24 protein-coding genes, 1 pseudogene and 1 riboswitch are annotated in these 25797 nt (G+C 40.4%); of the genes and pseudogenes, 13 read left to right on the forward strand and 12 right to left on the reverse strand.

All coding sequences use genetic code 11. The features are described 5' to 3' along the window. Window positions 1-217: 217 nt before the first annotated feature. Both N9I19_RS14770 and N9I19_RS14775 read left to right on the forward strand, forming a co-directional pair. Entirely contained in the window at window positions 218-724 is a 507-nt protein-coding gene (locus tag N9I19_RS14770; RefSeq protein ID WP_089362533.1) for an SEC-C metal-binding domain-containing protein, read from the forward strand. A 345-nt stretch (window positions 725-1069) separates the two neighbouring features. Continuing rightward, a complete protein-coding gene (locus tag N9I19_RS14775; protein ID WP_317778219.1) occupies window positions 1070-2068 on the forward strand; it encodes a S8 family peptidase in 999 nt (332 codons plus the stop codon). Between the two features lie 47 nt (window positions 2069-2115). On the opposite strand, the gene N9I19_RS14780 is transcribed toward N9I19_RS14775, so the two are convergent. From N9I19_RS14780 to N9I19_RS14800, 5 genes are all read right to left on the reverse strand, one after another. Next, a complete protein-coding gene (locus tag N9I19_RS14780) occupies window positions 2116-2778 on the reverse strand; it encodes a YcnI family copper-binding membrane protein (RefSeq protein ID WP_284471941.1) in 663 nt (220 codons plus the stop codon). An 18-nt stretch (window positions 2779-2796) separates the two neighbouring features. Then, window positions 2797-4425, reverse strand: coding sequence for a copper resistance CopC/CopD family protein (locus N9I19_RS14785; protein WP_284471940.1), 1629 nt, complete (start codon window positions 4423-4425; stop codon window positions 2797-2799). Between the two features lie 610 nt (window positions 4426-5035). Continuing rightward, window positions 5036-6661: a PAS domain-containing sensor histidine kinase gene (locus tag N9I19_RS14790; RefSeq protein WP_061461305.1), complete on the reverse strand. Its 1626-nt coding sequence runs from the start codon at window positions 6659-6661 to the stop codon at window positions 5036-5038. Window positions 6662-6776: 115 nt separating this feature from the next. Beyond that, the gene (locus N9I19_RS14795) at window positions 6777-7433 is read right to left on the reverse strand and encodes a TVP38/TMEM64 family protein (RefSeq protein ID WP_317778220.1); all 657 of its coding nucleotides are present in this window, start codon (window positions 7431-7433) and stop codon (window positions 6777-6779) included. Between the two features lie 121 nt (window positions 7434-7554). After that, window positions 7555-8040 (reverse strand): QueT transporter family protein, encoded by a 486-nt coding sequence (locus N9I19_RS14800; RefSeq protein ID WP_125162651.1) that lies wholly within the window; start codon window positions 8038-8040, stop codon window positions 7555-7557. A gap of 6 nt (window positions 8041-8046) precedes the next feature. Then, window positions 8047-8091: riboswitch (PreQ1 riboswitch) on the reverse strand. Between the two features lie 159 nt (window positions 8092-8250). Here N9I19_RS14800 and N9I19_RS14805 point away from each other — a divergent pair. Then, window positions 8251-8772, forward strand: a complete 522-nt coding sequence (locus N9I19_RS14805; RefSeq protein WP_317778221.1) for a YbaK/EbsC family protein — start codon at window positions 8251-8253, stop codon at window positions 8770-8772. Window positions 8773-8987: 215 nt separating this feature from the next. After that, window positions 8988-9800 (forward strand): hypothetical protein, encoded by an 813-nt coding sequence (locus N9I19_RS14810; protein WP_317778222.1) that lies wholly within the window; start codon window positions 8988-8990, stop codon window positions 9798-9800. A gap of 85 nt (window positions 9801-9885) precedes the next feature. Here N9I19_RS14810 and N9I19_RS14815 read toward each other — a convergent pair whose 3' ends face one another. Next, entirely contained in the window at window positions 9886-10182 is a 297-nt protein-coding gene (locus N9I19_RS14815; RefSeq protein ID WP_061461310.1) for a DUF3892 domain-containing protein, read from the reverse strand. Window positions 10183-10457: 275 nt separating this feature from the next. On the opposite strand from N9I19_RS14815, the gene adhP reads away from it, so the two are divergent. Further along, the gene (adhP, locus tag N9I19_RS14820; protein WP_317778242.1) at window positions 10458-11471 is read left to right on the forward strand and encodes an alcohol dehydrogenase AdhP; all 1014 of its coding nucleotides are present in this window, start codon (window positions 10458-10460) and stop codon (window positions 11469-11471) included. Between the two features lie 54 nt (window positions 11472-11525). Here adhP and N9I19_RS14825 read toward each other — a convergent pair whose 3' ends face one another. From N9I19_RS14825 to N9I19_RS14835, 3 genes are read right to left on the reverse strand one after another with little or no spacing between them, the layout of a single operon-like run. Then, entirely contained in the window at window positions 11526-12956 is a 1431-nt protein-coding gene (locus N9I19_RS14825) for a sigma-54-dependent transcriptional regulator (RefSeq protein ID WP_317778223.1), read from the reverse strand. Window positions 12957-12960: 4 nt separating this feature from the next. Beyond that, window positions 12961-14577, reverse strand: coding sequence for a sensor histidine kinase (locus tag N9I19_RS14830; RefSeq protein WP_317778224.1), 1617 nt, complete (start codon window positions 14575-14577; stop codon window positions 12961-12963). Between the two features lie 12 nt (window positions 14578-14589). Then, on the reverse strand, window positions 14590-15738 hold the full coding sequence (locus N9I19_RS14835) for an iron-containing alcohol dehydrogenase (protein WP_089362542.1): 1149 nt from the start codon (window positions 15736-15738) through the stop codon (window positions 14590-14592). 276 nt (window positions 15739-16014) lie between these two features. Here N9I19_RS14835 and N9I19_RS14840 point away from each other — a divergent pair, with 276 nt between their 5' ends. The 5 genes and pseudogenes from N9I19_RS14840 to N9I19_RS14860 all read left to right on the forward strand — a co-directional run bounded on the left by N9I19_RS14840 (window position 16015) and on the right by N9I19_RS14860 (window position 19355). After that, the gene (locus tag N9I19_RS14840) at window positions 16015-17421 is read left to right on the forward strand and encodes a M28 family peptidase (RefSeq protein WP_317778225.1); all 1407 of its coding nucleotides are present in this window, start codon (window positions 16015-16017) and stop codon (window positions 17419-17421) included. Between the two features lie 120 nt (window positions 17422-17541). Continuing rightward, window positions 17542-17694 (forward strand): hypothetical protein, encoded by a 153-nt coding sequence (locus tag N9I19_RS14845; protein ID WP_317778226.1) that lies wholly within the window; start codon window positions 17542-17544, stop codon window positions 17692-17694. Between the two features lie 257 nt (window positions 17695-17951). Then, window positions 17952-18140 (forward strand): hypothetical protein, encoded by a 189-nt coding sequence (locus N9I19_RS14850; RefSeq protein ID WP_125162658.1) that lies wholly within the window; start codon window positions 17952-17954, stop codon window positions 18138-18140. A gap of 274 nt (window positions 18141-18414) precedes the next feature. Next, a pseudogene (locus N9I19_RS14855) lies at window positions 18415-18804 on the forward strand (response regulator transcription factor); the annotation flags it as partial. Then, complete coding sequence (locus N9I19_RS14860) at window positions 18741-19355, forward strand: ABC transporter ATP-binding protein (RefSeq protein WP_317778243.1); 615 nt, start codon at window positions 18741-18743, stop codon at window positions 19353-19355. The pseudogene N9I19_RS14855 and the gene N9I19_RS14860, both read left to right, overlap by 64 nt. 233 nt (window positions 19356-19588) lie before the next feature. Here the strand turns inward: N9I19_RS14860 and bioC are convergent, their stop codons facing one another. The 3 genes from bioC to bioF are packed head-to-tail and all read right to left on the reverse strand — an operon-like array spanning window position 19589 to window position 22343. Further along, entirely contained in the window at window positions 19589-20410 is an 822-nt protein-coding gene (gene bioC, locus N9I19_RS14865; protein WP_317778227.1) for a malonyl-ACP O-methyltransferase BioC, read from the reverse strand. Beyond that, window positions 20407-21150 carry an alpha/beta fold hydrolase gene (locus N9I19_RS14870; RefSeq protein ID WP_317778228.1) on the reverse strand — a complete coding sequence of 248 codons (744 nt, stop codon included), beginning with the start codon at window positions 21148-21150 and terminating at the stop codon, window positions 20407-20409. The genes bioC and N9I19_RS14870 overlap by 4 nt, the downstream gene beginning before the upstream one ends. Next, window positions 21147-22343, reverse strand: a complete 1197-nt coding sequence (gene bioF / locus N9I19_RS14875; protein WP_317778229.1) for an 8-amino-7-oxononanoate synthase — start codon at window positions 22341-22343, stop codon at window positions 21147-21149. The genes N9I19_RS14870 and bioF overlap by 4 nt, the downstream gene beginning before the upstream one ends. Window positions 22344-22837: 494 nt before the next feature. Between bioF and N9I19_RS14880 the strand changes: the two genes are divergently transcribed. From N9I19_RS14880 to N9I19_RS14890, 3 genes are all read left to right on the forward strand, one after another. Then, on the forward strand, window positions 22838-23677 hold the full coding sequence (locus N9I19_RS14880) for a YitT family protein (RefSeq protein WP_061461337.1): 840 nt from the start codon (window positions 22838-22840) through the stop codon (window positions 23675-23677). Between the two features lie 152 nt (window positions 23678-23829). Beyond that, window positions 23830-24015, forward strand: coding sequence for a hypothetical protein (locus N9I19_RS14885; RefSeq protein ID WP_061461339.1), 186 nt, complete (start codon window positions 23830-23832; stop codon window positions 24013-24015). A gap of 369 nt (window positions 24016-24384) precedes the next feature. Next, window positions 24385-25674, forward strand: coding sequence for an ABC transporter substrate-binding protein (locus N9I19_RS14890; RefSeq protein WP_061461341.1), 1290 nt, complete (start codon window positions 24385-24387; stop codon window positions 25672-25674). Window positions 25675-25797: the final 123 nt, after the last annotated feature.

Genomic DNA, 25797 nt, shown 5'->3' on the forward strand with positions numbered 1-25797 from the left:
AACTGAACCGCCGTATACCGAACGGTACGTACGGTGGTGTGAGAGGTCGGAGGCTAGGCGCCTCCTCCTACTCGATTGCCTTCAATAAGGCTTCCATATATCTGCTTTAACGAAAGGGATTTGGCCTCATCAGGCTTCGTTTCAAGTGACGATTGATGAATTAGGTTGTACAATACATAGGAAGAATAAACTTTGATGAATTAGGATGTGTCTATAGATGAGAACGATTGATCCATTTGAGATCCTCGATGGAAAAGCGATTAAATATTTGGATGTTTTTGGCGTTGAGGATGGCATTGCTTTAAAGAGTAAGTATGAAGATAAAACGTATTGGATATATGATTATTATTGCATGCATCAGACTTGTGATTGCCAGGAAGTATACCTTGAATTCGTTGAGGAGCGCAAGACCAATAAACAGGCTGGACAGCATTTTGGAGTTAGGGTTTCTTTCAGGGATAATCAATTTGCCCTGGAGGATTATAATATATCCAAACAAAAGGCGATGGATATCGCGGAAGATACGTTAAAGTACAGTAAAGATGTAATGGAGTTATTTAAACAGCGGTATCAGCAAATGAAGGAAAAAGGCACGCAAATTATCATGGAAAGTGCCAAGGCAGCTAAAATGCCGCACGTCCATGAAAATCCAGTAATTGGAAGAAATGAACCTTGTCCATGCGGAAGCGGGAAAAAATACAAAAAATGCTGCGGCGCAGCTTAACATCCATGGAAGCTGACTCGATTCGGGGTCGCTTCTTTTTTAGTTGCGAAAAGCGCTTAGCTTTAAAATGAAATTTGATAATTGATAAAAAACATGTAGAATAAACAGAACGTTTGTTCTATAATGTGAATTACCAGATAATAAAAGAAAAAGAAAAAGAAATAAAAAGTAGTTATTTAGACGGAATTTTCCGAAAACTTCTTTTTTATTTTTAAAAATCTGGTATATATAAGGGAGAAGAGTTTTTTGATCTCATCTCTTTCAACGGTAGACGGCAACCAGACGGGATGAAAATCCCCACACTGTTGGCAGTTTAACTTATTGAACGAAGGAAGGGGTAATCAAATGACAAGAGAAAAAAGATTAATACCTTACAAAGTACTTGAAGTAATGGACACGGTGAAAGAGAAGATTCCTGAGGGTGTCGAGCTTGTGAAGGCCCCGGCAATTTGGGAAAAAGGCAATTATGGTGAGGGTGTGGTAGTTGCCGTCATCGATACAGGCATCGATAAAGGACATCCAGATCTTAAAGAAAGAATCATCGGAGGGAAGGATTTTACCAATACCGGGGATTATCAAGATGATAACGGACATGGGACACATGTGAGCGGTACAATTTTGGCTGCCGTTAATAATGCTGGTGTAGTTGGAGTGGCTCCTAAAGCAAGCGTATTAGCGTTAAAGGCCTTAAATGGTCAAGGGCAAGGCGAAATAGATTGGATTAATGGAGCTTTAGAGTATGCAATCAATTGGCGGGGACCTAATGAAGAAAAGGTTTCTGTTATTTCACTTTCACTAGGCGGTCCAGCGGATGAAGCTGAACACAAACTCATTCAAAAGGCTCTTCAGAACGATATCCTTGTCGTTTGCGCCGCTGGAAATAGTGGCGATGGGCGTCATGAAACGGATGAAATGGATTATCCAGGAGCATATCCCGAGGTAGTGGAAGTAGGAGCTGTGGATTTAAACAGAAATTTAGCTGATTTTTCAAATACAAATGATGAAATTGACTTGGTGGCGCCAGGGGTTGGTATTCTTTCTACGTATCCAGGAAATAAATTTGCAAGGCTGAGCGGAACGTCGATGGCTACGCCTCATGTAAGCGGTGCAGCAGCCCTCTTGAAAGTGATTGCGGAAAAGGAATTTGACCGCGAATTAACTGAATCGGAATTATATGCACAGTTAGTGAAAAGTACGGAAGACCTGGGAATAAGCAAAAAGGCACAGGGCAATGGAATGCTTAACCTAACGATAGCGGGACAAAGAGTGGAAAATTCCATTAATACTACCATAAAATCAGAAAACCTTCAGTTTCCGAGTAAATCGGTAGTCATGGAAAATTAGAAGTGAAAAAAGGTGCCCCATGATTCTTGGGGCACCTTCCATAATGATTATTTTTTATTTTTCCTAAGAGCTGCAAAAAGCGCTACAATGGAAAGAATTAGTGATATGACAGCCAGAGTGATGATCAGCGTTTGATTGCTATCACCTTCTGTTGTTACGGAATCCTTTGCATTGTCAGTAGTCTTGGAATTATTAGTGTCTGCTTCATTTTTGTGACCATGGTCCGTAGATCCGGCAGCATCCTTGGGAGCTACCGAAATTTCCGTTACAGAATGCGGTAGGTCTGAGCCTTCATCACCGCTCCATTCAACAATTTCACCATCTTCGTAATATTGAAATGCATCCCAGGCCACTTTCGTTTCTTCTTTAGGATTTTGGGCAACGAATGAGAATTGCTGGAATTGTCCAGCGGTTATTCCTTCTTCAGTTGCTGCCCAAGTTACCGTTTTTACATGCCCATCTTTATCAGCCTTGGTTGTCACTTTCCATCCTGGTACAGGCTGATAGCTTTCAAAAGTAACCCCTTCAGGTACTTTTAAAGTCACCTTTGTGGTGGCAGTCTCTTTTTCAACGGGCACTTTGAGTGTATAAGTTTCCCACGCCTCAGGTGCAGATGAGGTTGGCTTGACCGTAACGTGTGCATACGCAGAACTAGAGAAAATGAATAATGCAGCAAATGTGGAAATAAGAAGCTTTGAAATGTTTTTCATTTGTATTTATCCCTCCTGTTATGAATTCCCTATGAAAATTGTAAAATCAGCATTGATTGAATCCAGGCTATCAGTTAATCCGTGAATATGGATATTCCACTTTCCTGGCATGGTTAATATAGACTTTGATGCAAATGTACCTGTGCTTTTTTCCTTCATTTGCAGCTTTATCTCACCGCCTGGCGTATCTACGGGCTGCATAGTGATTGTAAGCTGTTCTATTTCAGCTATCGGCTTGCCTCCATTGGATAGATCTACTTGAATCAGGTTATCCCCGACTTTATTCGGAGTCACCATTAATGTGACCTCATTATTTTCGTCAGTCAGTAACGTTTTCTCTATTGGACCGGGAGAAGACATGGCAGTTTGGACATTTGTCAATAGAGCCGCAACAATGAGTACGACGATTCCTAAACCAAACTCCATTCCCACACTATAACCAAGTTTTTTAACCCGCTTTTTCCCCCTGAAATAATGAAAGGCCCCTAAAACGATCATGACTAACATGAGACCAATTTTCGCAAGTAACAATTGTCCATATGTTGTATTTATCAATGAATGGATAGTCGGTACATGCTGTAAACTGCTATAGATCCCGCTAATGATCAGTATGATTACAAACAGAAACGACCATCTGGAAAACCTTTGAATGATTGACCAGTAAAAGGTTTTCTTATCGTCTGCCTGCCGATTAGCAAGTCCAGGCAAAATAACCAATAAGGCCAAAAGGCCGCCAAGCCATAAAGCCATGGACAATAAGTGGAGGAAATCCATCAAAACGGCCAGAACCTGATTAGGAACAGCTGCCGTATGTCCAGTTAAAGCCTTACAAACCATCAAGATTGCTATTATGATGAAAGAAAGGAAGGGTAATGATTTAATCAGTGTGTTCTCGAGCATGAAATAAATAACTAAAAACAGAAGGAGCAACAATAGAATTTCTATGATCCAGATGGTACCGAAGCTTGTAGCATTCAATACTTCTTTTATAAAAGTCCCATTAAACGCATCCGCCCAACCTACACCAGCGTCAATCGTCACTTTTAAAGGCAGACTGCAGAAGATGGAAAATGCTAGACCTGCATATGAAAGCCAAAGGTATAGACGAGCCCTGCTGCTGGCTTCAAAAAGACGAGAACCCTTCATTAAAGATAATTGGAAAAAAAGGATTCCGGTAAGGGCCGCGAAGCATATGTATTGAAGACTTTGCAGGAAAACGGTGATGGAATCCGGAAAACCTGCGTTCACTTTGGAAATTTCTTGATTTGGTAGGACCGTTGAATCTCCAAATTGAAAGGGGATTGTCCCTTCAATGGGATGGCCATCGCTGGAAACCACTCTCCATTTTATGTAGTAAATCCCTTCATCAATAGTGCCTTTCCACTTAGCTTCCAGTACTTTTTCACTTTGTTCCGAGATTGCACTATCTTGAATTTGAATTTTGTCCCCATCTTGGCTGAATACCTCAAGCGAATGGAAAGCTGGTTGTATATTCTCACTGAATTGAATGCTGATCTTTTCAGGAAGAGTATCCATCACTTCATTCGGGCTAGGATTAGAGCTTATTACTGTAGCATGACCAGAAGCCATTGCCGGGTATAAAAGCAAACTGAATAGGCTGACTACCAGCCATAAATAATTCTTCATCTTGGTGTGCCATCATCCTTTCATCAGATTATGTAAGCTTATTATAAAAGGAAAATGTGAAAAAACAGTGAAAATAAATTAGTTATCTAAAGGCAGTTTGAGAGGTTCACTAAAAAAGTGATAACAATAAGGTTAGATTTGCCTAGCTTCCACCATTATAGCCAATAAAACATCGGATGGGAAATATTGGTGGTAATTCCCTTGCGTAAAAATCAATAGGCCTGTGGCGCAAACCCGATTAAGAAGTAATTTTCAAGGATAAAGCAAAGACGGCTATTTCAGTTACAGTTTCAAAGGATCGGGAGCGACGTAGTCCTTGTTTTTCTGAAAGGATATGGATGTGGAAAAGGATAAGGAAGAGACCGTGGATGATGTCAAAAAAAGAGGCGGTAATTGAGGCAACGCAAATGGGTACAGCTGGCAAAACAGAGACCGTTACATCCAATAACGCAGGAGGGCAAAGGATACTTAAAGGGGAACCAACCTGATGAGGCTGTGTCATTCTTGAGGGAAATCAAGGATTTCTTTACCTCCCTATTTTAATTTTATCAAGTATGGTTCCGAAACCTGCAAAAAAGGACAAGATAAAGGCTTGTCCTCCGATTTATACTTATATGGGCAAAATGATTTGGACCTCGGTTCCATGGTTTAGTTCGCTGTTAAAACGGACCTTCCCCCGGTGCGCTTCAATGATTCGGCAACTGACTGTCAATCCCAACCCTGTTCCTTTTTCTTTAGAAGAATAGAAAGGTTCACCAAGATGCTTTAACCGTTTTTTTTCTATTCCGCTTCCATTATCTTTGATGGTAATGGAAAGGTTATTGTCCATGCGCTCGAAATCAATCAAAATGTGATCGGCGGATGCCTCCATTGAATTCTTGAGCATGTTTATGAATACTTGTTTTAATTGGTTTGCCTCACATAACAGAAGCGGTATTTCGTTTTTAACAGATATTGATATTTGGGTGGGGTACGAGTCCGCCTCTGGTTTCAACAATGTTTTGACATCATTCATCAGTTCGATGATTTGATGTTTGCTGAATGGAAGTTCCTGTGGTTTTGCCAGAACGAGTAACTCACTTACAATTAGATTGATCCGGTCCAATTCACTTAACATTATCGTGTAGTATTGTTCATAGGGATGGTCGCTCTTTTTAAGCAGCTGGACGAAGCCCTTTAAAGAAGTCAACGGGTTTCGTACTTCGTGGGCTACACTTGCGGCTAGCTCGCCAACTATCGACAATTTTTCGGTTCTTCTCAAGCGTGCTTCAGTTTCTCGAATTTGAGTGACCTCTTTAGCATAAGTGATGATCCCGACCAAATCTTCGCCAACCATCATTGGGACAAACGTACATGAAAGTAAGATGGACTTCCCGTACTTCGTTATGAATTCTATATCTTTCCCTTTTTTGATCCCCTTATGGTTTTCCATGACATATTGGCAAGATGTACGGATTAAATCCGCATCTTCTGCTGAAAATTTCAAATTAATGAATGAGGCACCATGTATTTCTTCTTTTTGAAAGCCTGTTACCGTTTCAAACCTTGGATTTACGGTCGTGATCAATCCGTTTAAATCAAGCATCAGCATCGGATAAGGATTGTGTTCAAACAATGATTTATAGCGTTGTTCACTATCGAATAATTGTTTCTCCGCGACAACCCTTTCAGAAATATCCCTGCCAATGACGACTAAGCCTTTTCGTGAACCATCCTCATGGAACAGAGGAACTTTGATTGTATCAAAGGTCTTGTGATTGCCGTCGGGAAGAGGGATGATTTCCTCACATCTTGTGATTTCCCCTTTTACCCACGTTTCTTCATCGGAACCTTCACAGTATATCAACGCCTCTTTATAAAATTCGGAGTATTCTGCGAGTTCGCTGTCTTTTTTTCCTTTATAGTCTACATGCTCCAATTGAAATAATTGCAGCCCGAAGGCATTGGATTCAAGCCATCGGCCATCACCATCCTTGAAGTTAACGAAATCCACCATTGAATTGATGAGGGTACGCCGACGTTGTTCCGCTTCTTTTAATTGTTTGAATTCTTCCCTTTTAGCTAAGTAAAGGTATAAGATCAAGCCTATAGATAAAAGGAAAAAAATTCCTTCCGCTCTTTGAAGTTGAATGAAGAACTCTTTGTTATGGATATTTGTAGTTAAAAAATAGTCGAACACGACTAGTGTAAGAATCCCGGATAGGATATAAATTGCTAAAATGGAGCGTTTGGACATGGAGATTCTCCCTGATTTTAAGACATTTCAAAGGTAAAATTACATACACATTTTAACAAACTATCGGAAAAAAATATATGCAGAATCCTAAATAAAAAAACAGGGGCCAATGCGGTCACCTGTTTTTTCTGAATAAGGATAATTTCTTTTTCTTTTTTGCACGCTTATAGATAATGAAAAATAGTAAGAAAAGGAGTGCAAGTGCAGCTAGCGTATATTGGTTCATTTCAACGGATAGGAGTCCATATGGGATTAGAGATAGGAAGAAAAAGTATATAAGGTTGCCTAGTGCCGTCGCAAATAAAAAATCCTTGAAAGTGACGGTGCTGACTCCAGCTGCCAAGTTAATTAAACTTGTTGGGATAAGCGGGAAAATCCTGCCGGTAAAAACGTACATGAAACCATGCTCTACAACAGTTTCTTGCCACTTTTTGCCCATCTTCTTTAAAAGAAGTTCCTGAAACCAGTTTCTTGCTGCATAAAAAATAAACCCTGACGCAACAACACTTGTAAACCAACTCCATAGGTAGCCATATATGAATCCGAATATCGTGACATTGATAGTCAGGAGCAATATTAAGGGGATGATTGTAAATGAATTTTGGACAAACATCAATACGAATGTCACAATAAATGTAAGCAATAAGTTTTCCATCAATATGCCAATAACTGAATCCAAGTCACTTTTCCAAATCAAAGTAAATAATTCTGCATTTGAAAAAATAAATAATGCCATTACCAATAGACCGGTTAAAGTCAGGACTTTTTTCAAAGGGTCACCACCATTCTGACTAATAGTTTATCATTTTCAAGTTCATTGGTGAAAAAAGAGCTGTCGCATGATGCAGACAGCTCTGTTTACATTATAGTGGGTTAACGACGCGAAGATTCCTTTATAGCCACTTTTCAAACTGAATTCTTTTGTTCATTCCATAAATAATTGGCGCACCAATCAAGAGGACAACGAACTCACCAACAGCCGTGGTCATCCAGCTTAACCAGAATGGTAAGCCAAAGGCAAGGTTCAGTTCAATTGCAATTAAGAACATTGTGAATGTGAAAAAGATAATCGTGGCGATCATTCGTCCTTTAATGCTTTTTATGAACCGAGATACAAAAATGACAAGCAATAAGGCGAGTACGGATTGCCCTACCCCGAAAATCAAATCAAATGGCACCATCGGCGAAAAAAGCAGATTAGATATGAAGACGCCGCCCACGATACCGTAGATATACTTTTTATTGAATACAATCAGATGATTCAACATTTCCGGTACACGAAATTGGAACATCTCAAAAGCAATTGGTTTAAACACCAATGAGACCGCCACATACAAGGCAGCCAATAACCCGTTTATCACGAGTGTACGAACATTCATTTTACTCTCTCCCTAGTTTTTTATCGTGGGATGGTTACGAACCACGTTAAGGCTTTTGCCCGAAGATTAATAGTATCTCATGTAAGCTTGTTTGGTCAATTTGTAAAGAATGGTTGTATTTATAAGGCAGGGGAAGTCCAAAAGGATTTTGATTTATTGTAATGAAGGATGATATTATTTTTGTATGAACTTCAAAGGAGTGAAAATTATATGTGTATCGAGAGTGTCAAAAGCCATTTTAAACAATGGGACCGGGAAGGCGGTGTAATGGAGTTCGAAACATCGAGTGCTACGGTGATTGAGGCAGCAGTTACCATCGGCGTTATCCCAGCACGGATCGCTAAGACTCTTTCCTTTAGGGGGGAAGGTGAACATGCTATTTTGGTTGTAGCGGCAGGGGACGCAAAAGTGGATAATAAGAAATTTCGTCAGGTGTTCGGATTCAAGGCACGAATGTTATCACCTGAGGAAGTGCTCGAACAAACAGGCCATGCCATCGGAGGAGTTTGCCCATTTGGACTTGCAAACGATCTAGATGTTTTTCTTGATGTATCAATGAAGCGCTTTGAGTCATTGTTCCCGGCATGCGGCAGTACGAACTCTGCAATAGAACTTACACTCGCTGAATTATTTGAATATTCAGGAGCAAAGGGTTGGGTGGATGTTTGTAAGGCTTGGGAAGGAGAGGGGAATGAGGAAACGGCGGTAGGCAATGCTGTTGATGGCATTTGATTTATGGTGCCAAAAAGATCCAGATGAATGGGATTGAGTCCACTTGGGTGGACTTTATTTATTGATGACATGGACATTTTATTATTCAGTTAGCGGTTAAAGCCTTATAAACTTGTTCGAATGCGATTGCTCCAAAACTTTTGAAGAGGCAATCGCTCTTAAAGCGGTTCGTGATTGGTAAAACGTGCAGAAAGTTCATAAGCGGAGGATGAAAGATGTTAATTGGAAGCCATGGAAAAAGCAATAGCAGCTATCTTAGTCTTAAAACTCTTTATGAAGAAAATATCACGGTAAAGAGCATAGCCCAGGAGCTTGAGTTTTGCCATAAAAACGATCTGGCGCTGGATATCCAGAAAGCTCTGGAAAAAAAGAATTTTGATATATTGGCAGTGCAAGATCAAGGAGAAATCATCGGATATATAGATAGGGAAGAACTAGGTGAAGGGAGCGTTTCGGAATATTTAAGAAATTTTTCACCAAGGGAAATGGTTTCGGATTCAACCCCTTTGATCCAGCTTCTCCATATTTTTAAGAATAAAACAAGGGTGTTCGTATTGGAGAATAATTTAATTAAAAAGTTGATCACCCATGCCGACCTTCAAAAGCCTCCAATCAGGATGCTCATATTCGGATATATTACCTTATTGGAAATGAGGATGAGCGATATCATCATGGATAGATTTGGCGATGGCACCTGGCATCCAATGATCAGCGAAGACCGTTTAGAAAAAGCAACCGAATTATATAGGAGGAGAATCGATAAAAATGAAGATATCAATTTAATAGAGTGCCTGCAAATCAGTGATAAATTCGACATCATACATAAGGATAAACAACTGAGGTGTTTCTTCCAAATCCCTTCAAAAAGTAAAGGGAAAAAGGATGCAAGTGCCATCCGGAAATTACGTGATAAGATTTCCCATGCTAATGAACTGGGTCTGGACATGTCGTGGATGGAAATCATTGAGGTTGTCGAGTCCTGCGGCCAACTGCTCGAAATCTCTGAATCCTATCAGTATGAAAAATAAGGATCCGGCTATCATGCTGGTTCTTTTTTATCGTTTAGATCCAGACAGAAAAAAACTGCCCATATCAGGCAGTTTCCCCGTAAACTCAAAACTCCGGTAGTTGATCCAGGTTATTTTCTTTTATCCCATCGGGCTCACTCCGCAATATGTCACGGCCATATTTATGAAAGACGTCAACATTGGCCAGGTTGCCTGCTTTGGCTTCCGAAAGGGCAGTGGGGTAGTCGAGCTCGCGGCCGGAGTCCGTCTTGATGGCGATAATATTGTCCTCTTCATTTTTCCTTACGGCGATGATTTCTTCTTTTCCAGCTGAATCAAGTTGGTTTGCTTGCGGTGTTCCTTGCTGTTTATAGGATTCATAGGCTTTTTCAAATTGGTCCATGTTTTAGACACCTCCTATTTATAGGGTGAGCTATTTGGTCTGCAATATACAAACCGGATTTCGTCCGACTCGAGCCGTTAATTCGTCCAGAAGTGCCGACTTTTCGGCACTTTTTTTTAGTGAATGCTGTTGTCTTGGCCTTTTGAAGTGGCATGGCACTTGCATCTTGTATGTGTGGTAGTAAAAAAAATATCCACTTAATTAAGGGAGGAATATGAATCATGAATGTAAAACAAGGGGAAAGCACTTTCAATGCAAAACAACAGATTAGGACAATGAAGGCAGCAGTCGTCAATGAATTTAACCAAGAACTTGAGATTAAAGAAGTACCCATCCCAGACTTGGTTTATGGTGAGATATTAGTGAAAATTAAAGCATGTGGCGTGTGTCATACCGATTTACATGCGGTACATGGCGATTGGCCAGTTAAACCTAAACTTCCGCTTATCCCTGGACATGAGGGTGTAGGCATTATAGAAAAGGTGGCAGAAGGCGTAACTTCCTTGAAAGTAGGTGACCGTGTTGGGATCCCATGGCTTTACTCGGCCTGTGGCGATTGTGAGTATTGTCTGACTGGAAGGGAGACGCTTTGCTTGGATCAACTGAATGCAGGCTATTCCGTGGACGGGGGATATGCGGAATACTGCAAAGCACCTGCCAAATATGTGGTGAAGGTTCCTGAAGGGCTAGACTTTGCGGAAGTTTCACCGATTTTCTGTGCGGGTGTAACGACTTATAAAGCACTTAAAGTATCAGAAGCGAAACCTGGTGATTGGGTAGCGATCTATGGAATTGGCGGATTGGGACATGTTGCCCTTCAATATGCGAAAGCGATGGGCTTTAATGTCATTGCTGTCGATATTCAAGATGATAAGCTTGATCTGGCAACGGAGCTGGGGGCGGATTTCACTGTTAATGGGCTTAAGACTGATCCTGTACAAGCCATAAAGGATAAAGTTGGTGGTGTGCAGGCAGCCATTTCTGTAGCGGTTACGAAAAAGGCATTCGAACAGGCATACAGTTCAGTCAAGAGGGGCGGGACACTGGTCGTAGTTGGACTGCCGAATGATGAACTTCCAATCCCGATTTTTGATACAGTACTAAATGGGATAACTGTAAAAGGGTCAATCGTAGGCACGAGAAAAGACTTACAGGAAGCTGTTCAATTTGCGGCAGAGGGAAAAGTAAGAACAAATATTGAAACAAGAACACTTGATGAAATCAACGACGTGTTTTCGATGATGGAAAAAGGAGAAATCAACGGGCGCATCGTATTGACTTTAGAATAAGAACAAAAGGAGGAGGCCATAGAAAAGGGCATCCTCCTTTTTTGTATTTTTGTCTTATGTCTGGTTCTTTTCATTTAATATATAGCGCAGTTTCCTTATTGATATCTGCAAGCGTTTGGCAGCTTCATTCCGGTTGCCGTATGTTTTTTGCAGCGCCTGCAAGACGAGTTCCTTTCCAATTGTGGATTGAAGCTGTTTGATTTCTGTAAGGATTTCTTCAAGCATCAGTTCATCTTTCTCATTAAAGTCAGCCACCAGCTTTTTTCGCCACTCTTCAAGCAGGTTTTCAGTTGCCTCAGTCTCATTCGGAGGCTCTTTCTTGTTCGGAGTAATCTGGCTGTTAGTTAGTGAGATATCATTGGCGGTTATTTCTGACTTATGGTCTGCGAGAGTCAGCGTCCGCATGACCACATTAGATAGTTCGCGTATGTTGCCTGGCCAGTTGTGTTGCTGTAACTTTTCAATGGCTACATTGGAAAAAGAGATATCTCCCTGACCATTTCTCTCAATCAAATGCCGGACAAGCAGGGGAATATCCTCTTTACGTTTCCTTAAAGGCGGGATTTCTAGAGTCACAACGTTCAGTCGATAAAATAGATCTTCCCGGAATTTTTTTTTGTCAACTGCCTGCTGCAGGTTTTCATTGGAGGCCGCCACTAAACGGGCGTTCGTCCGTAATGTCCCGCTACTACCAACCCGCATGAATTCCCGCGTTTCCAAAACTCGAAGTAATTTGACTTGAATGGCCGGACTTGCATCAGCAATTTCATCAAGGAAAAGCGTCCCGTTCCCTGCAATTTCGAAAAAACCCTTTCTCAGTTGGGTCGCTCCGGTGAAAGCCCCCTTTTCATGACCGAATAATTCGCTTTCAAGCAGGGATTCAGAGATCGCTCCACAATTGATGCCGATAAAAGGACCATGGTTACGGGGGCTGGCTAAGTGGATGAAGCGTGAAAGCACTTCTTTGCCGCTTCCGGTTTCTCCTTCGATTAATACATTGACTGATTTTTGGGCAACCTTGAAAGCCGTTTCAATCAAACTCTTCATTAAAGTACTTTCACCGACAATTAGTCCTGATTCCTCGGCTAGCTTATGGATGAAATGTTGATTCAAATCTTCATTTTCATTCAATAGGTTGTCAATCTGCCTTTCCAATACTTCAATATCCGCAAAGGGTTTTTCCATAAAATCACTCGCGCCAAGTTTCATTGCATCAACAGCGGTCTTTACGGTGCTGTATCCGGTCATGATCAGTACCTTGCAACGCGGCTGTTGTTGTTTTAAATGCTGCAGGAGGGAAAGGCCATCACAATCCGGAAGCTTCAGGTCTATCATTGCGACATCAAAACGCTGCTGATTCCAATCGATTTCATGAAAATCCTTCCCGCTGTTCACAACTTGTACGAGGTAACCTTTCATCGTAAAAAGGCGGGAAAGAAAAGTCCCAACTTCTTTCTCATCGTCTACCACAAGTAACTGAATCACCTTATCATCCCCTTTCCTCTTCTGCTTGTAAGGGAAGCCTCAGGAAAAAAGTGCTTCCTTTTCCTGGCATGCTCGAAACGTCGATCTTGCCTCCATGGTCTTTGGCGATGCCAAGGCTTACAGACAGCCCCAAACCTGTACCTTTTTCCCGATCTTTAGTCGTATGAAAGGGATGGAATATGAAGGGCAGGCGGTCTTTTTCAATCCCTGTTCCGTTATCAGTCACCTGAATCACCATGAACTCGTCTTCTGAATAGGTAGTGATCGCAATCGATTTTTCAGATAGAGCGGACTCATCCAATGCGTCCTTTGCATTCAATAGCAAGTTGATGATGATCTGTTCTATCTGCGGCTGGCTGCCCTTTATGAACGGAAGGTCTTCCTGAAGGGAAAGATGGAGGGAAATTTGTTTCTTCCCAAGTTGAAACTTCAAAAGGTTCAGAACCTGGTGAATTGCTTCGTTAACAGAGTAATAGTGGAATCTATATTCATCCTGCCTTGAAAAGGTAAGCAGGCTTTTCACTATTTGCCTGCATCGGTCACCGCAAATCTTAATATCGTTCAATAGCATATAGTCCAGATTGTCCTGTGGGGTTTTCCGTAATAAAATCTGCGAGTTACCAAGAATGGCCGTTAATGGGCTATTCAATTCATGGGCAATCCCTGCTGCCATTTCACCAATCGCCCCAAGTTTACCGGCATGTAATAGCTGGACTTCCATTTGTCTTCTTTCAGTGACATTTTTATAATAAGCAATGACCCCATATACTTGATGCTCCTTATTCTGAATCGGGTAGGCATGCATTTCCAAGATGGTATCATGCTGAAGGAGAATTTCCTGAAATCCTGGCATATTAAATGAAAAGGTATCTTGAATAAGAGATTGGGATGCTTCAATTAAAGGAACCAAGTCGGAAAAGTCCCGGGCAGAATCATTGGATTGATAGACAGATCCTTTGTGATCAAAGACGATGATCATATCTTCAACTGCCTTGAACGTATCCTCCCACTCCTGTTTGGAATGAAGAACTTCCTTATAAAGCTGGGCATTCTCCAAAGTCAGTGCAAGCTGATTGGATAGTTGCTCAAGAAAATCCAGTTCATCTTTATGCCATGTTTTCTTTTTCTTCCTGCCGAAAGTCCAGATTCCGATTTTTTTACTTTTTCCGTATAAAGGGACCAATAGAAGTGATTCAATTTCAAGGGATATTAGACGTTCTTTTTCTGGGAAGTCCGGTAACCGTGTAACTTCCACCTGAATGGGCTGCTTGTCTTTCAAGACGGACGAGAAATCCTGAAAAGGGTGTAACAGGTTATTGGAATCCATTTCAAGTTCGCAGTGACCATTGGGGCAGATATGAAGCAGGGCAGGTTCTTCCTCATACAATATGACAAAATGACTGTCATCGAATGTAATGAGCTGCTTGAGTTTCGCAATGACATTTCGGAGAATTTCCTGGATGTCGATTTCAATATTCATATTTTTAGTGATGTCATTCATAATTTCAAGCTGCATATTTTTCTTCTTCAACTGATCCACGGTTTTCTTAAGTTCCGTGTAATACGTTTTTTTTGAAGATTTCACACCTGTCATTAAATCTATCAATTCAAGTTTATTCATGCCTTTCACCTCTTAAAGGGCTGTAAGAAGCAGCTGATTAATCTGTTCTAATGACATATCACGAGGATTTGTGATCATGCAGGCATCCTCAAGTGCGGTCATCCCTATGGGTTCTATCATTTCTTTCGTAATGCCGACATCACTTAAACTCTTGGGAGCTCCTATATCCTGGGATAATTCCCTTACGAAGTGAACGGCTGCCATTCCAGCTTGCTGCTCGGTCAATGCCCGTGTATCGATGCCCATGATGTCTGCCATCTCGCTGAATCGCCTTGGTGAGGCAATTCGATTGAAATCCATGACATGGGGAAGCAGTATCGCATTGATTTCACCATGCGGAAGAAGGTATTTTCCGCCAATTGCATGTGAAATGGCATGGGCCGCTCCCAAAATGGCATTGGAAAACGCTAGTCCAGCTTGCAGGCTCGCCATCGCCATCGCGTTTTTAGCTTCCTCATTATGCCTGGATGCTACAGAGGGGCGTAAGTGACGGGAAACGATGGACAACGCGTTTTTAGCTTGTACATCGGTCAACGGTGTCGCAGCGATAGAAACGTAGGATTCAATGGCGTGGGTTAAAACATCCATTCCAGTAGCCGCGGTCAAATCCGGTCCCAAGGTGGTTAAGGTACCAGGATCGATTATTGCAATATCGGGGACGAGTGATTTTGAAATGATCGTCATTTTTTTCTCGCGGAATGAATCGACGATCACCGAAAACTGAGAGACCTCTGATCCTGATCCGGCCGTAGTCATAATCATCACCATGGGTGGGAGGGGAGAGTGGACTTTATCAACACCTTCATAATCACTGATGATGCCACCATTCGTAGCTAAAAGGGCTACCCCTTTGGCGACATCCAAAGCACTGCCTCCTCCCAAACCAATGATGGCATCGCATTCTTGGTCATTAAATGCCAAACAGCCGGCTTCAATCTCCGTGTCTTTCGGGTTGGTCGTCATTTCAATGAAGGTAGCAAAGGCAAGACCCACATCTTGGCAGGATTCAATGACTTTATCTAACCAGCCAGCATTGGCAACACCGGAGTCGCTGACTATCAACGCCTTTTTGGCACCCAACCGCAAGCAGGCCTCGCCAGCTTGTTCTATCGAACCTTTTCCAAAAATCACTTCCGGCATCACAAATTTAGTTATCGACATCTTTGCGCCTTCTCCCTATAAAAATTCAATTTCTATTGTATTATTTTCCCGAAAAAGAACGAAAATCCTGTTTGGATACCAGGTATTTTTATATAATATGACAAAGTATCAAATGATTAAGGACTTTTGTTGTGCGTCAAATCGCCTAACTATTTCTATTATTTGTAAATTCGTTACTTTAGACATGGATTAATAGGGATAAACCTACCTAGTTAGAATTTTCTGTATATTGTAAAATAATGGAGGGAATCTATTGAACTAGGAGGCAGGCAATCTATGAAAAAACAATTTCTATCCGTATCATTAGTCGCGGCATTAACATTCGGAGCAGCCGGGACCACTACTACCGCTTTAGCAACACCGAGTTCTTCTCCAGTACATCATGTGCCATCCACAGACAAGCAAATCGTTAAAAGGATCGATGTCGACAAAATCTACAAGAATATTGAATACCTCTCACAAACACCTCGAGTTGCCGGTACTGATTCGGAGTATAAGGCCGTCCAATTCATCAAAAAGCAGTTCGAATCTTATGGCTATAAAGCCGATATTGACGAGTTCAGTTTTTTATCCTATACAGACCCAAATCTGGTCGAGCTGTCCGTTGACGGGTTTGATGAGGAAATCCAAGCGAACCATTTAACTTATTCAGTAAATGGTGATCTATCCGGTGAAATGGTCTATGCCGGCTTAGGAACGAAGGAAGAGCTTGAAAAAGCGGGTGTTACAGGGAAGATCGCCCTTATTCAAAGAGGCAGCTTCACTTTTGCAGAGAAAGTATTGAATGCAGCAGAAAAAGGGGCAGCAGGTATCATCCTATTCAATAATGCAGATGGGGAATTAAATGGGACCCTTGGAGGAGCTAATGATCAGTATATTCCATCTGTCACGATAACGAAAAAGGATGGAGAAGCACTGCTTGAAAAATTGAATGCTGGAGTTAAACTGGCAGCATCATTAAAGATTGAAGGAGCTTATACCGGAGAGAAAACCTCTTATAACGTGGTGGCAACAAAAAAAGCAACAAAGACCATTAAAGCTAAGAAGAGCGATATCATCTATATCACTGGACATCATGATTCCGTCGCTGGGGCACCTGGAGCGAATGATGATGCATCAGGCACGTCCGTCACACTTGAACTTGCACGTGCACTGAAGAATCTTCCTACAGATACGGAACTTCGCTTCGTCACCTTTGGGGCCGAGGAAAATGGATTGCTTGGTTCACAGAATTATGTGGAGAACCTCTCTGATGATGAGATCAAGCGGACGATTGCAAACTTCAACCTGGATATGGTGGGAAGCAAGGACGCTGGAGATTTGGTCATTTTGACTAATGATGGAGAGTTGAATCTTGTGACCGAGCTGGCTCAGGCATCAAGTACAAGGCTGAATGGCGAGCCTACTCCATATGGACAAGGCGGACGCAGTGACCATGTATCTTTCGCTGAGGCTGGGATTCCCGCTGCTTTATTCATCCACAGTCCATCAGAACCTTGGTATCATACTCCTGATGATTCCATTGATAAAATCTCAAAAGAAAAGCTTCAAGATGTTGCTGGAATTGTCGGAACCGCTGTCTATGACCAAGCTAAAATCGAAGCTAAAGAGCCAAATCCAAATCATAAAAAAGGGAAAAAGGTGAAAGCTCCGCATTTATTTGACGAAAAGGAATTCAGATAATGCATTAAAAAAGTATGAATTTTAGAGGGTGCAGCTGCACTCTTTTTTTATGTTAAAAAATGAAAAAACGGGGGAAGTCTAATTCATAATCGTTCCAAATGGGATGGATTCCCTATGTAAATGAAGTTAATGAATTATGAATTATTTTCTATTAATCCCTATGCTGAATATAAGGGAGAGTTGTTTCCGGTATCAGAAGAAATAACAGGAAAAGTATTGTTGGATACAACCAACACTGAACTTGCTGTCTCCAAATATGCGGAATGGGGTTAAATAGAAATTATCAAGGAGAGGAGGCCTTATTCAATGGATTAATTTTTTCATTTAAAAAGCTTTTAAGATTAAGGGCCTATTTTTATACCCACTATTATACAAACAGGTTCAATATCCACCAAGTTCTTTACATAAAGTAAAAGAGGATTATTCTTTCCGGAATTGGGTAAAAAGTATTAAGCTGTCTTTCATTTAATATCTAGCACTAAGTTTTCTTTATTCTTTTGAATAAGGAGAGTTTGGTGGGAGGTGATTAAATGAGAAAAGCCTATGGTATAAAAAGTTTAATAATTTACTTTGAATCGGTAAATTATCCAATTACCGAAAAGGAAATCGATGATCTAATATTAAATAAGAAGATACCTCATCTAAGGCCCATAAATAATTTATTGATTTTTAATTTAGATCATATTGATGGCTGGCTTAGTGATCAATTAAAACCTTAGTTAATTGAAGCCCTGCTTTATGCGGGGCTTTGATCTGCTATCTAAGTCTATTTATAAAACCCCGTGAATATGAAAAGTAACCAGATGGAAAAAGGCGGCCAAAGTGTTCATGAAAACCTTGGCCGCCTTTTTGTTTATCTTCTTTTTTTTCCTATTAGTGGCAAACTAGTTTATAAGGAACTGGAGTTGGAATGAGTATTTGTTGTTTTACAGGATAAATTATTGCTATTGTAAGTTTAGCTAGGGCCATAAAAGAAGTGGAGATGTTGTTTCTTTGATACATATATTAATTGCGGATGATGATCGGCATATTCGGGAGTTGCTTAAATTTCACTTGGAAAAGGAAGGGTACATGGTATCGGAGGCGAAGGACGGGAATGAGGCTTCCTTGATACTGGAGAAGGAACGGATCCATCTGGCGGTTGTTGATATTATGATGCCGTTTAAAAACGGACTGGATCTTTGTAAGGAAATCCGGGATCAATATGATCTGCCTGTCATTTTATTGACAGCTAAAGATCAACTTATCGATAAGGAAAAGGGGTATTTTGCGGGTACTGATGATTACCTCGTGAAGCCATTTGAGCCACGGGAACTTCTATTCCGGATAAAAGCGCTATTGCGAAGGTACCGTATGGTGAATTCAGAATCGATCTCATTGAATCAAAAGGCTCAGGAAAAAGTACTTTTCTTTCAATAGCGGGTGCGTTACTATCTCCGAGCGAAGGTCGCTTACTGCTGAATGATGAGGATATTACATCACTATCCTCAAAGGAATTGACTCGGGTGCGCCTTGAAAAGATCGGGTTTGTATTCCAGTCATCGATTCTTGTTCCATATTTAACTGTACGAGATCAGCTTCTGCTACTTTCTGAACTGATTGGCAAGCGGGATAAAAAAACTGTGAAAAAAGCGGACGAATTGCTTAGCCATCTTGGACTTGGAAATCGGGCAGATCACCTGCCTGAAGCACTATCGGGCGGAGAGCGGCAGCGTGTAGCCATCGCCCGTTCGCTGATGAATGATCCTGAAATCATTTTAGCGGATGAACCAACGGCAAGTCTTGATTCCAAAAGAGGCAGGGATGTTGTTGAAATGCTTGCACATGAGGTGAAGTCAAGAAATAAAGCGGCCATCATGGTAACGCACGATGAAAGAATGCTAGATTTATGTGATCGAGTGGTCAATATTACAGATGGCAAGGTATTTGGATGAGTTATACTTAAAACACACGCCCCCTTGAGTTGAATCAAGGGGTAACTAGGCCGCCGCCTCTCCAAAGGAATTAGGAGAGGCGGCGGCCTGAATTCTCTGAAATACTAGATGGAACCGTTATAAATAATTTTATAGGAACGGGCTGCAAATATGTAAGCAAAGGCAAAGGCATATTTTATAAACGGCTATAAGAAAAGGATATTATACTGGTATCCCAGACCGTTCTCTTCGGATTAATTATGTTTTTTAATTTTAAAGAACAAACAGTGATAAGTTGCTTTCACACCTGATTCTTCTCGGTATTCTGTGTCGTATATGTTGATTAACTCTCGAAAAAAAGCGGGGCGTTGGCAGTAGTTTTCTTTGTTGCTGTTAGCTGCACCAATCTTTTTGATTGAAGTGAAAAATTCACGTACTGTCTGAAAGTACTCTGGTTCAAGCGTTTCCATTTTTGTCATCTCTATTGGAAATGCTGATGAAAAAGGGATTGCTTCTTCACAAACTTGCGATAATTCTTCTAGAGTATAAAACATTTGGCCAGGTGAACTATCAATGGTAAGTTGAAGCTTTTCTTTCGCATGTTCATATGACATATGAAGCTCTTGAAAGGTTTTAGTTCCGAACGTTGAAAATATCAGGCTTCCTTCAGGCGTTAAACTCGAAGACAATTTTTCAAGGGTTACAGGAAGGTTATTCAGCCATTGAAACGTTGCATTGGAAATAACTAAGTCATAGTTTTCATTAAGTTCCATTTCTTCGATGTCAGCACATAAAACAGTAACACGGTCTTCCTTTGTCAGTCCTTTCGCCACTTCAACCATTCCTGGTGCTAAATCAACAGCCGTAATAACGGCATTAGGAAATGTTTTAACGAGTAACCTGGTCAAGTAACCAGTGCCGCAGCCAATTTCAAGAATATTAATTCTTTGACTGGGGTTTTTTTGAGGAAGTAGATCAACCAATTGTCTCGCCATATTTTTTTGAACATTGGCATACGCATCATATGTTTTCGCATGTTCACTGAACCGCTTACTTAACAATCGTTTATCAATCATGAATGTACTCCTTTTTGAATGAATGTTTTCATGAGCTGCACACATTCCTGTGGTTTTGTGAAAAATGGAATATGACCAGCACCTTCCATAATGTGGAATTCAGCTTCTCCACCCAGATTTTCTTTAATGAAAGATGAGGCTTCGAGTGGGCAAATTTTGTCTTCCATTCCATGAATCAATAAAAAGGGGGTTTTAACCTGAGCGAGCTTTACTCTTACGTCTTTCTGAAGTAAATAATCCAAACCTATAAGAAGTGAAAACACATCATCTCCTTGAAACTCGCGTTGAATTGTCGCATTGAATTGATGATAAAAACCTTCTTTTTTTTCTGCTTCGGAAAACATTGCTTCATAAAATGAAATCAAAGTCTTCTCTTTATTACGCTGTAGTTGTTTCTTCATGCGCTCGACAATAAGTGGATTCCAACCAAATGAATAGTTTTCATCCGTGGTAAACCGACTCGTTGCACCAATTAGTATAAAACCTTTTATTTTTTCTCGATATGAGCTTATAAGTTCAAGTGATACGAGTGCCCCTAATGACCAGCCAAGTATAAAAATAGGACCATCGATGGAAGCGATTGTGTCGATGACTCGTTCTTCAAAGTCATTTAGTGTTTTCGTATCTCTCCATTCTATAAATGATAGGTTAAATGCTTCAGACAGCGGTTTGATTAACGGTTTAAATGCTCCTTCTTCCATTCCCCAGCCAGGAAGCATGATTAAATTCGGCTTTTTCATTCAATAACACCCATTTCTTTTCCAATAATAGAAACCTTTTTAACTGCCCAATCAAGATCTTCTTTATTGTGGAGAGCTGTCACGGTAAACCGGATTCTCGCCTCATTTTCAGGAACGGTCGGCGGTCTGACAGCAATGGCTGCAATTCCTTCTTTCTGCAAACGTTTGGCAAATTTCATCGTTTTTTCGTTTTCTCCGATGACAATAGGAACAATCTGTGATTGACTCCCACAAATATTAAACCCGTAATATGTGAGTTCTTTTCTAAAGTATTCCGAATGTGTTTGGAGCAGTGCACGGCGCTCTGGTTCTTCTTGCACAAGGTCAATCGCTGTTTTTATAGCACCGAGTATGGCAGGGGGAAGTGCAGTTGAATAAATGAATCCGCGCATGCGATTTTTTAAATAGTCAATAAGCCATTTTTTTCCGACAACATAGGCTCCGAATGAACCAAGCGCTTTACTGAATGTTCCCATTTGGATATCAATTTTATTTTGAAGATGGAGATGACAGGCATAACCTTCACCGTTTTTACCGTAGATGCCGCTTCCGTGTGCTTCATCTGTCATTAAAATTGCGTTATAACGTTCTTTTAATCGAACAAGGCCTTCAAGATAAGCAAAGTCACCGTCCATGCTGAAGACCGTATCCGTCACGATTAATTTACGTGCTTCAATTGATGATTTCTTCAATAATGCTTCTAAATGATCTAAATCATTATGCCGATATCGCATATGCTTCGCACGGCTCAAAAGAGCTCCGTCGACAATGCTTGCATGATTCAATTTATCACTATAAATAAAATCGTTACGAGACAGCAGGGTGGAGATAATTCCTAGGTTTGCGTTATATCCACTGTTGATAATGAGACCTGCTTCTGCTTTCTTCCAATTGACAAGAGCTTGTTCTGCTTGATCGTAAAGAGGATGATTGCCAATGATTAAACGTGAAGCCGTTGCTCCTGCACCATATGTATGTACTGCATCAACCATAGCCTTTTTCAACCGTTCATCTCCTGCATATCCTAAATAGTTATTGGAAGCAAGGTTTAGCATCCTATGGCCGTTAATCAAAAGCCATGGCTTCTCGGCAAATACAGTTGTGACGAGTTCACGTTTTTGCGATATCTCTTCTAAATAAGCCAGTTCTTTCTTTATTTTATCTTCCCAAGGTAATTGTTTTTCACTGTGCATGAACATTCTCCTTTTGTTATATGTTAACTTAAATCTATTTTAGTTAACATATAAAACATTCTAATCATGACTCTATAAAACTGTCAAGCTTTGAAAAGGAACCCGATTATAAAATAATTATCCATAAATCAGGGAGATAACGAGGGGCGAAAGAGGAGAACTATTATCAGCATTCTGATTAGAATTTGTCCTTTGAACCATGTAGTGGAGCAGTAGAGTTTGACCATAACAATAAGTTGAAAGGGGGATTATGATGGCTGCTGTTTTCCATGGGCAGCAGCTTTGTTAAGCTATTGTCTAAAAGAGCTTAGAAAAAATTAGTGCCCTTATACGTATTAAGCTTATTCATTGAAGATAATCTAACTACCAAGGTAGTCTTTTTGTTAAACCTTCAAATCTTTGAAGGATTAAATGGAATTCCATGTTACTATAGAGCAGTGAAATTAACCTATTTCTTTTCACATTAACAATTACATAAAGGAAGGTAATTAAATATGAAAAAGATTTCTTTAGATGTTTTATTTATATTAATAGGAGCTTTTATTTTCGCTTTGGCAATAAATCTTTTCGTTATTCCCAATGAACTTGGTGAGGGAGGAGTCACGGGGATAACCATCATTTTATTTTATCTTTTTGAGTGGTCACCAGGGCTGTTAAGTTTGATCATTAATGCTTTCCTGCTCATTGTCGGTTATAAATATCTGTCGAAAATGACAACGATTTATACCATCATCGCCGTTGCATTCAACTCGCTTTTCCTTCATTTAACCGAAAGTTGGAATATATCTTCCGATGAAATTGTCATCAATGCGATATTTGGCGGGGTTTTTGCCGGAGCAGGGATTGGAATAATCATTCGAGTTGGAGGTACGACTGCCGGTACAACGATCTTAGCCCGAATTACGAATAAATATTTGGGATGGAGCTTAAGTTATGGACTTCTGTTTTTCGATTTAATCGTTGCGTTCTCATCTTATTTCATCATTGGCGCAGAAGGTCTGATGCTTACTATCCTAATGCTTTATATTGGAACAAAAACGATGGAATTCATCATTGAGGGATTGAACCCGAAAAAAGCGATTACCATCATATCAAATGAAGCGGACCAGATTGCAAAACAAGTGACGGTATTGATGGACCGAGGGGTAACCGTTTTTAGCGGTCATGGATACTATACAAAAGCATCCAAGGATATTTTATATATCGTTATAAGTAAGCAAGAGGTGCTCAAGTTAAAGAGAATTGTGCAGTCAACGGATAGCAATGCTTTCATAGCCATACATGACGTTCGGGATGTATTTGGTGAAGGATTCCTGGATATCTCGAAGTCCTGAAGCGATTGGTTAGTTCGAAATGAAAAGGCCTAATAGGCTTTTTTATTTTGCAATGTAAAAAAATCTGTAAATTCCGAATAATTTGTTATATTATGTAAGTAAGAAACCACACACCCTGAGGAATGCAGCCATTAAATATGGAGGTGTCTAAGATGATCCTTTTAAAAGTGGATGACAGAAAGTTTGGGAAAAGCAATATCAAGTACAGTGTAGTTGATAAGGAAACGAATGAATTGATCATTAGTGGTGTGTTTAAAGAATTTGGACAGGCAAGCGATAAATATTATGAACTGAAAGATGAATATGGTTCATCCAATGTACAGATGGTATTGAAGTGAAAAGGGGGGACCGTTGGGTTTCCCTTTTTGGGTACTAATGTCAGAGGTGAAAATGGCCCGTACAAAAAAATAGTTTTTATAATCGTTTAAAGGAATAATCAATGGTTTCTGAATCATATAATTAGATTGAGAAGGTTTTAAACATCCTTTTTTTACAATATACTACAATTTAATTGTAAAGTATGGAATTTGGTGGTAATATAAAGCGCATAAATGTAAACGTTTGCAAAAGAGTTTGTGAGGAGGTGATGTAAAAGAAGTACGATAGACTATTCATATCGTAGAACGAAAGGTTTTTATTTTACTATTTTATGCAAACGTTTTCTTAAAATTGCATGAATATTATGAAAAAAGGGAGAGTCGGTAGGCATGAATCGTAAAAAATGGTACGGGGGAATCTTTTCTGTTTTATTAATTTTTAGTGTGATTTTGGCTGGATGCTCTTCTTCTACTGGTGGAAACAGCGACTCTAAGGATAAAGTGACTCTGGATATTTTTCAATTCAAGGTAGAATTCAAGTCGCAATTCGAGGCATTGGTGAAACAATATGAAAAAGAAAATCCAGATGTGAAGATCAAGATATCGACAGTTGGCGGTGGAAATGATTATAAATCAGCCATTACGGCAAAGTTCGCTTCAGGTGAGGAGCCAGCGGTTTTTAACATTGGCGGACCGGTAGATGTCAAACAATATAAAGATAGATTATTAGATTTAAAGGACACGAAGGCAGCGGCAGCAGCACTTGATGGCACTTTGGATGGCGTGGAAGAGGACGGGCAAGTTCTTGGACTTCCATTTAACCAGGAAGGATACGGCTTGATTTATAACAAACGGATATTTAAGGAAGCCGGAATCAATCCTGAAGAAATTACAAGTTATGCAGCACTAGAGGCGGCAGTTAAGAAAATGGATTCACAGAAAGACAAATTGAAAATCGATGCAGTTTTCGCTTACCCGGTTAAAGAGAAGTGGGTGACAGGAAACCATTTATCCAATGTATTCTTAGCGCCGGAGTTTGATGGGAATGTGCTAAAAGCAAGCAAGTCTCCAACTGTTAAATTCACGGATGGTGACAAGTTTAAACAAATGGTCGATATCCAAAATAAATATTCCGTCCAGCCGACAACAAGTCTTGATTACTCCCAACAAGTGGAAGAGTTGTTCTCACTTGAAAAGGTTGCAATCATTCAGCAAGGTAACTGGGTGTATAACACAGTATATGATATGGACCCGGAATTAGCGGAAAAAGGCATTGGTATCATTCCGATTCCTAATGGAGACAAAGCAGGAATGCCGGTCGGCGTACCGAACTATTGGGCAGTGAACAAGAAATCGGATGAAAAGGTACAGGAAGAAGCGAAGAAGTTCCTCGACTGGATGTATACATCTGAAGAAGGGAAAAAAGCCGTTTTGGAAGATTTTAAATTCATTCCTGCTTATGAAGGATATGATGTAGAAAAAATAGCCGATCCAATTTCAAAAGAAATTTATAAATACTCCCAAGATGGAAACACGATTGGGTGGGTGTTTAATGGATATCCGGTTGGTTGGAATGATGACCTTGGTGCAAGTGTCCAAAAGTACGTAACTGGTAAATTGACGTGGGATGAACTTGTCCAACAGAACATTGAAAATTGGGAGAAGATTCATAGCAAGTAAGTGTTCGGAATGGCAAATGACCAATCGGCATGAAAAGGGTGTCGATTGGTTGTTCCTTGTTACAAGAAAGTAGCTAAGGGAAATTGCGTAAATAAGGTATACATCATTTACTAACTAGTCATG

The organism is Peribacillus sp. CSMR9 (genome assembly GCF_033141925.1).
GTDB classification, from domain to species: Bacteria; Bacillota; Bacilli; order Bacillales; family DSM-1321; genus Peribacillus; species Peribacillus simplex_A.

Bases quoted from the DNA above. Each gene is read 5' to 3' on its own strand.
- N9I19_RS14770 (WP_089362533.1), top strand. From the start codon at position 218: ATGAGAACGATTGATCCATTTGAGATCCTCGATGGAAAAGCGATTAAA.
- N9I19_RS14775 (WP_317778219.1), top strand. From the start codon at position 1,070: ATGACAAGAGAAAAAAGATTAATACCTTACAAAGTACTTGAAGTAATG.
- N9I19_RS14780 (WP_284471941.1), bottom strand. From the start codon at position 2,778: ATGAAAAACATTTCAAAGCTTCTTATTTCCACATTTGCTGCATTATTC.
- N9I19_RS14785 (WP_284471940.1), bottom strand. From the start codon at position 4,425: ATGAAGAATTATTTATGGCTGGTAGTCAGCCTATTCAGTTTGCTTTTA.
- N9I19_RS14790 (WP_061461305.1), bottom strand. From the start codon at position 6,661: ATGTCCAAACGCTCCATTTTAGCAATTTATATCCTATCCGGGATTCTT.
- N9I19_RS14800 (WP_125162651.1), bottom strand. From the start codon at position 8,040: ATGAATGTTCGTACACTCGTGATAAACGGGTTATTGGCTGCCTTGTAT.
- N9I19_RS14805 (WP_317778221.1), top strand. From the start codon at position 8,251: ATGTGTATCGAGAGTGTCAAAAGCCATTTTAAACAATGGGACCGGGAA.
- N9I19_RS14810 (WP_317778222.1), top strand. From the start codon at position 8,988: ATGTTAATTGGAAGCCATGGAAAAAGCAATAGCAGCTATCTTAGTCTT.
- N9I19_RS14815 (WP_061461310.1), bottom strand. From the start codon at position 10,182: ATGGACCAATTTGAAAAAGCCTATGAATCCTATAAACAGCAAGGAACA.
- adhP (WP_317778242.1), top strand. From the start codon at position 10,458: ATGAAGGCAGCAGTCGTCAATGAATTTAACCAAGAACTTGAGATTAAA.
- N9I19_RS14830 (WP_317778224.1), bottom strand. From the start codon at position 14,577: ATGAATAAACTTGAATTGATAGATTTAATGACAGGTGTGAAATCTTCA.
- N9I19_RS14835 (WP_089362542.1), bottom strand. From the start codon at position 15,738: ATGTCGATAACTAAATTTGTGATGCCGGAAGTGATTTTTGGAAAAGGT.
- N9I19_RS14840 (WP_317778225.1), top strand. From the start codon at position 16,015: ATGAAAAAACAATTTCTATCCGTATCATTAGTCGCGGCATTAACATTC.
- N9I19_RS14845 (WP_317778226.1), top strand. From the start codon at position 17,542: ATGAAGTTAATGAATTATGAATTATTTTCTATTAATCCCTATGCTGAA.
- N9I19_RS14850 (WP_125162658.1), top strand. From the start codon at position 17,952: ATGAGAAAAGCCTATGGTATAAAAAGTTTAATAATTTACTTTGAATCG.
- bioC (WP_317778227.1), bottom strand. From the start codon at position 20,410: ATGATTGATAAACGATTGTTAAGTAAGCGGTTCAGTGAACATGCGAAA.
- N9I19_RS14870 (WP_317778228.1), bottom strand. From the start codon at position 21,150: ATGAAAAAGCCGAATTTAATCATGCTTCCTGGCTGGGGAATGGAAGAA.
- bioF (WP_317778229.1), bottom strand. From the start codon at position 22,343: ATGCACAGTGAAAAACAATTACCTTGGGAAGATAAAATAAAGAAAGAA.
- N9I19_RS14880 (WP_061461337.1), top strand. From the start codon at position 22,838: ATGAAAAAGATTTCTTTAGATGTTTTATTTATATTAATAGGAGCTTTT.
- N9I19_RS14885 (WP_061461339.1), top strand. From the start codon at position 23,830: ATGATCCTTTTAAAAGTGGATGACAGAAAGTTTGGGAAAAGCAATATC.
- N9I19_RS14890 (WP_061461341.1), top strand. From the start codon at position 24,385: ATGAATCGTAAAAAATGGTACGGGGGAATCTTTTCTGTTTTATTAATT.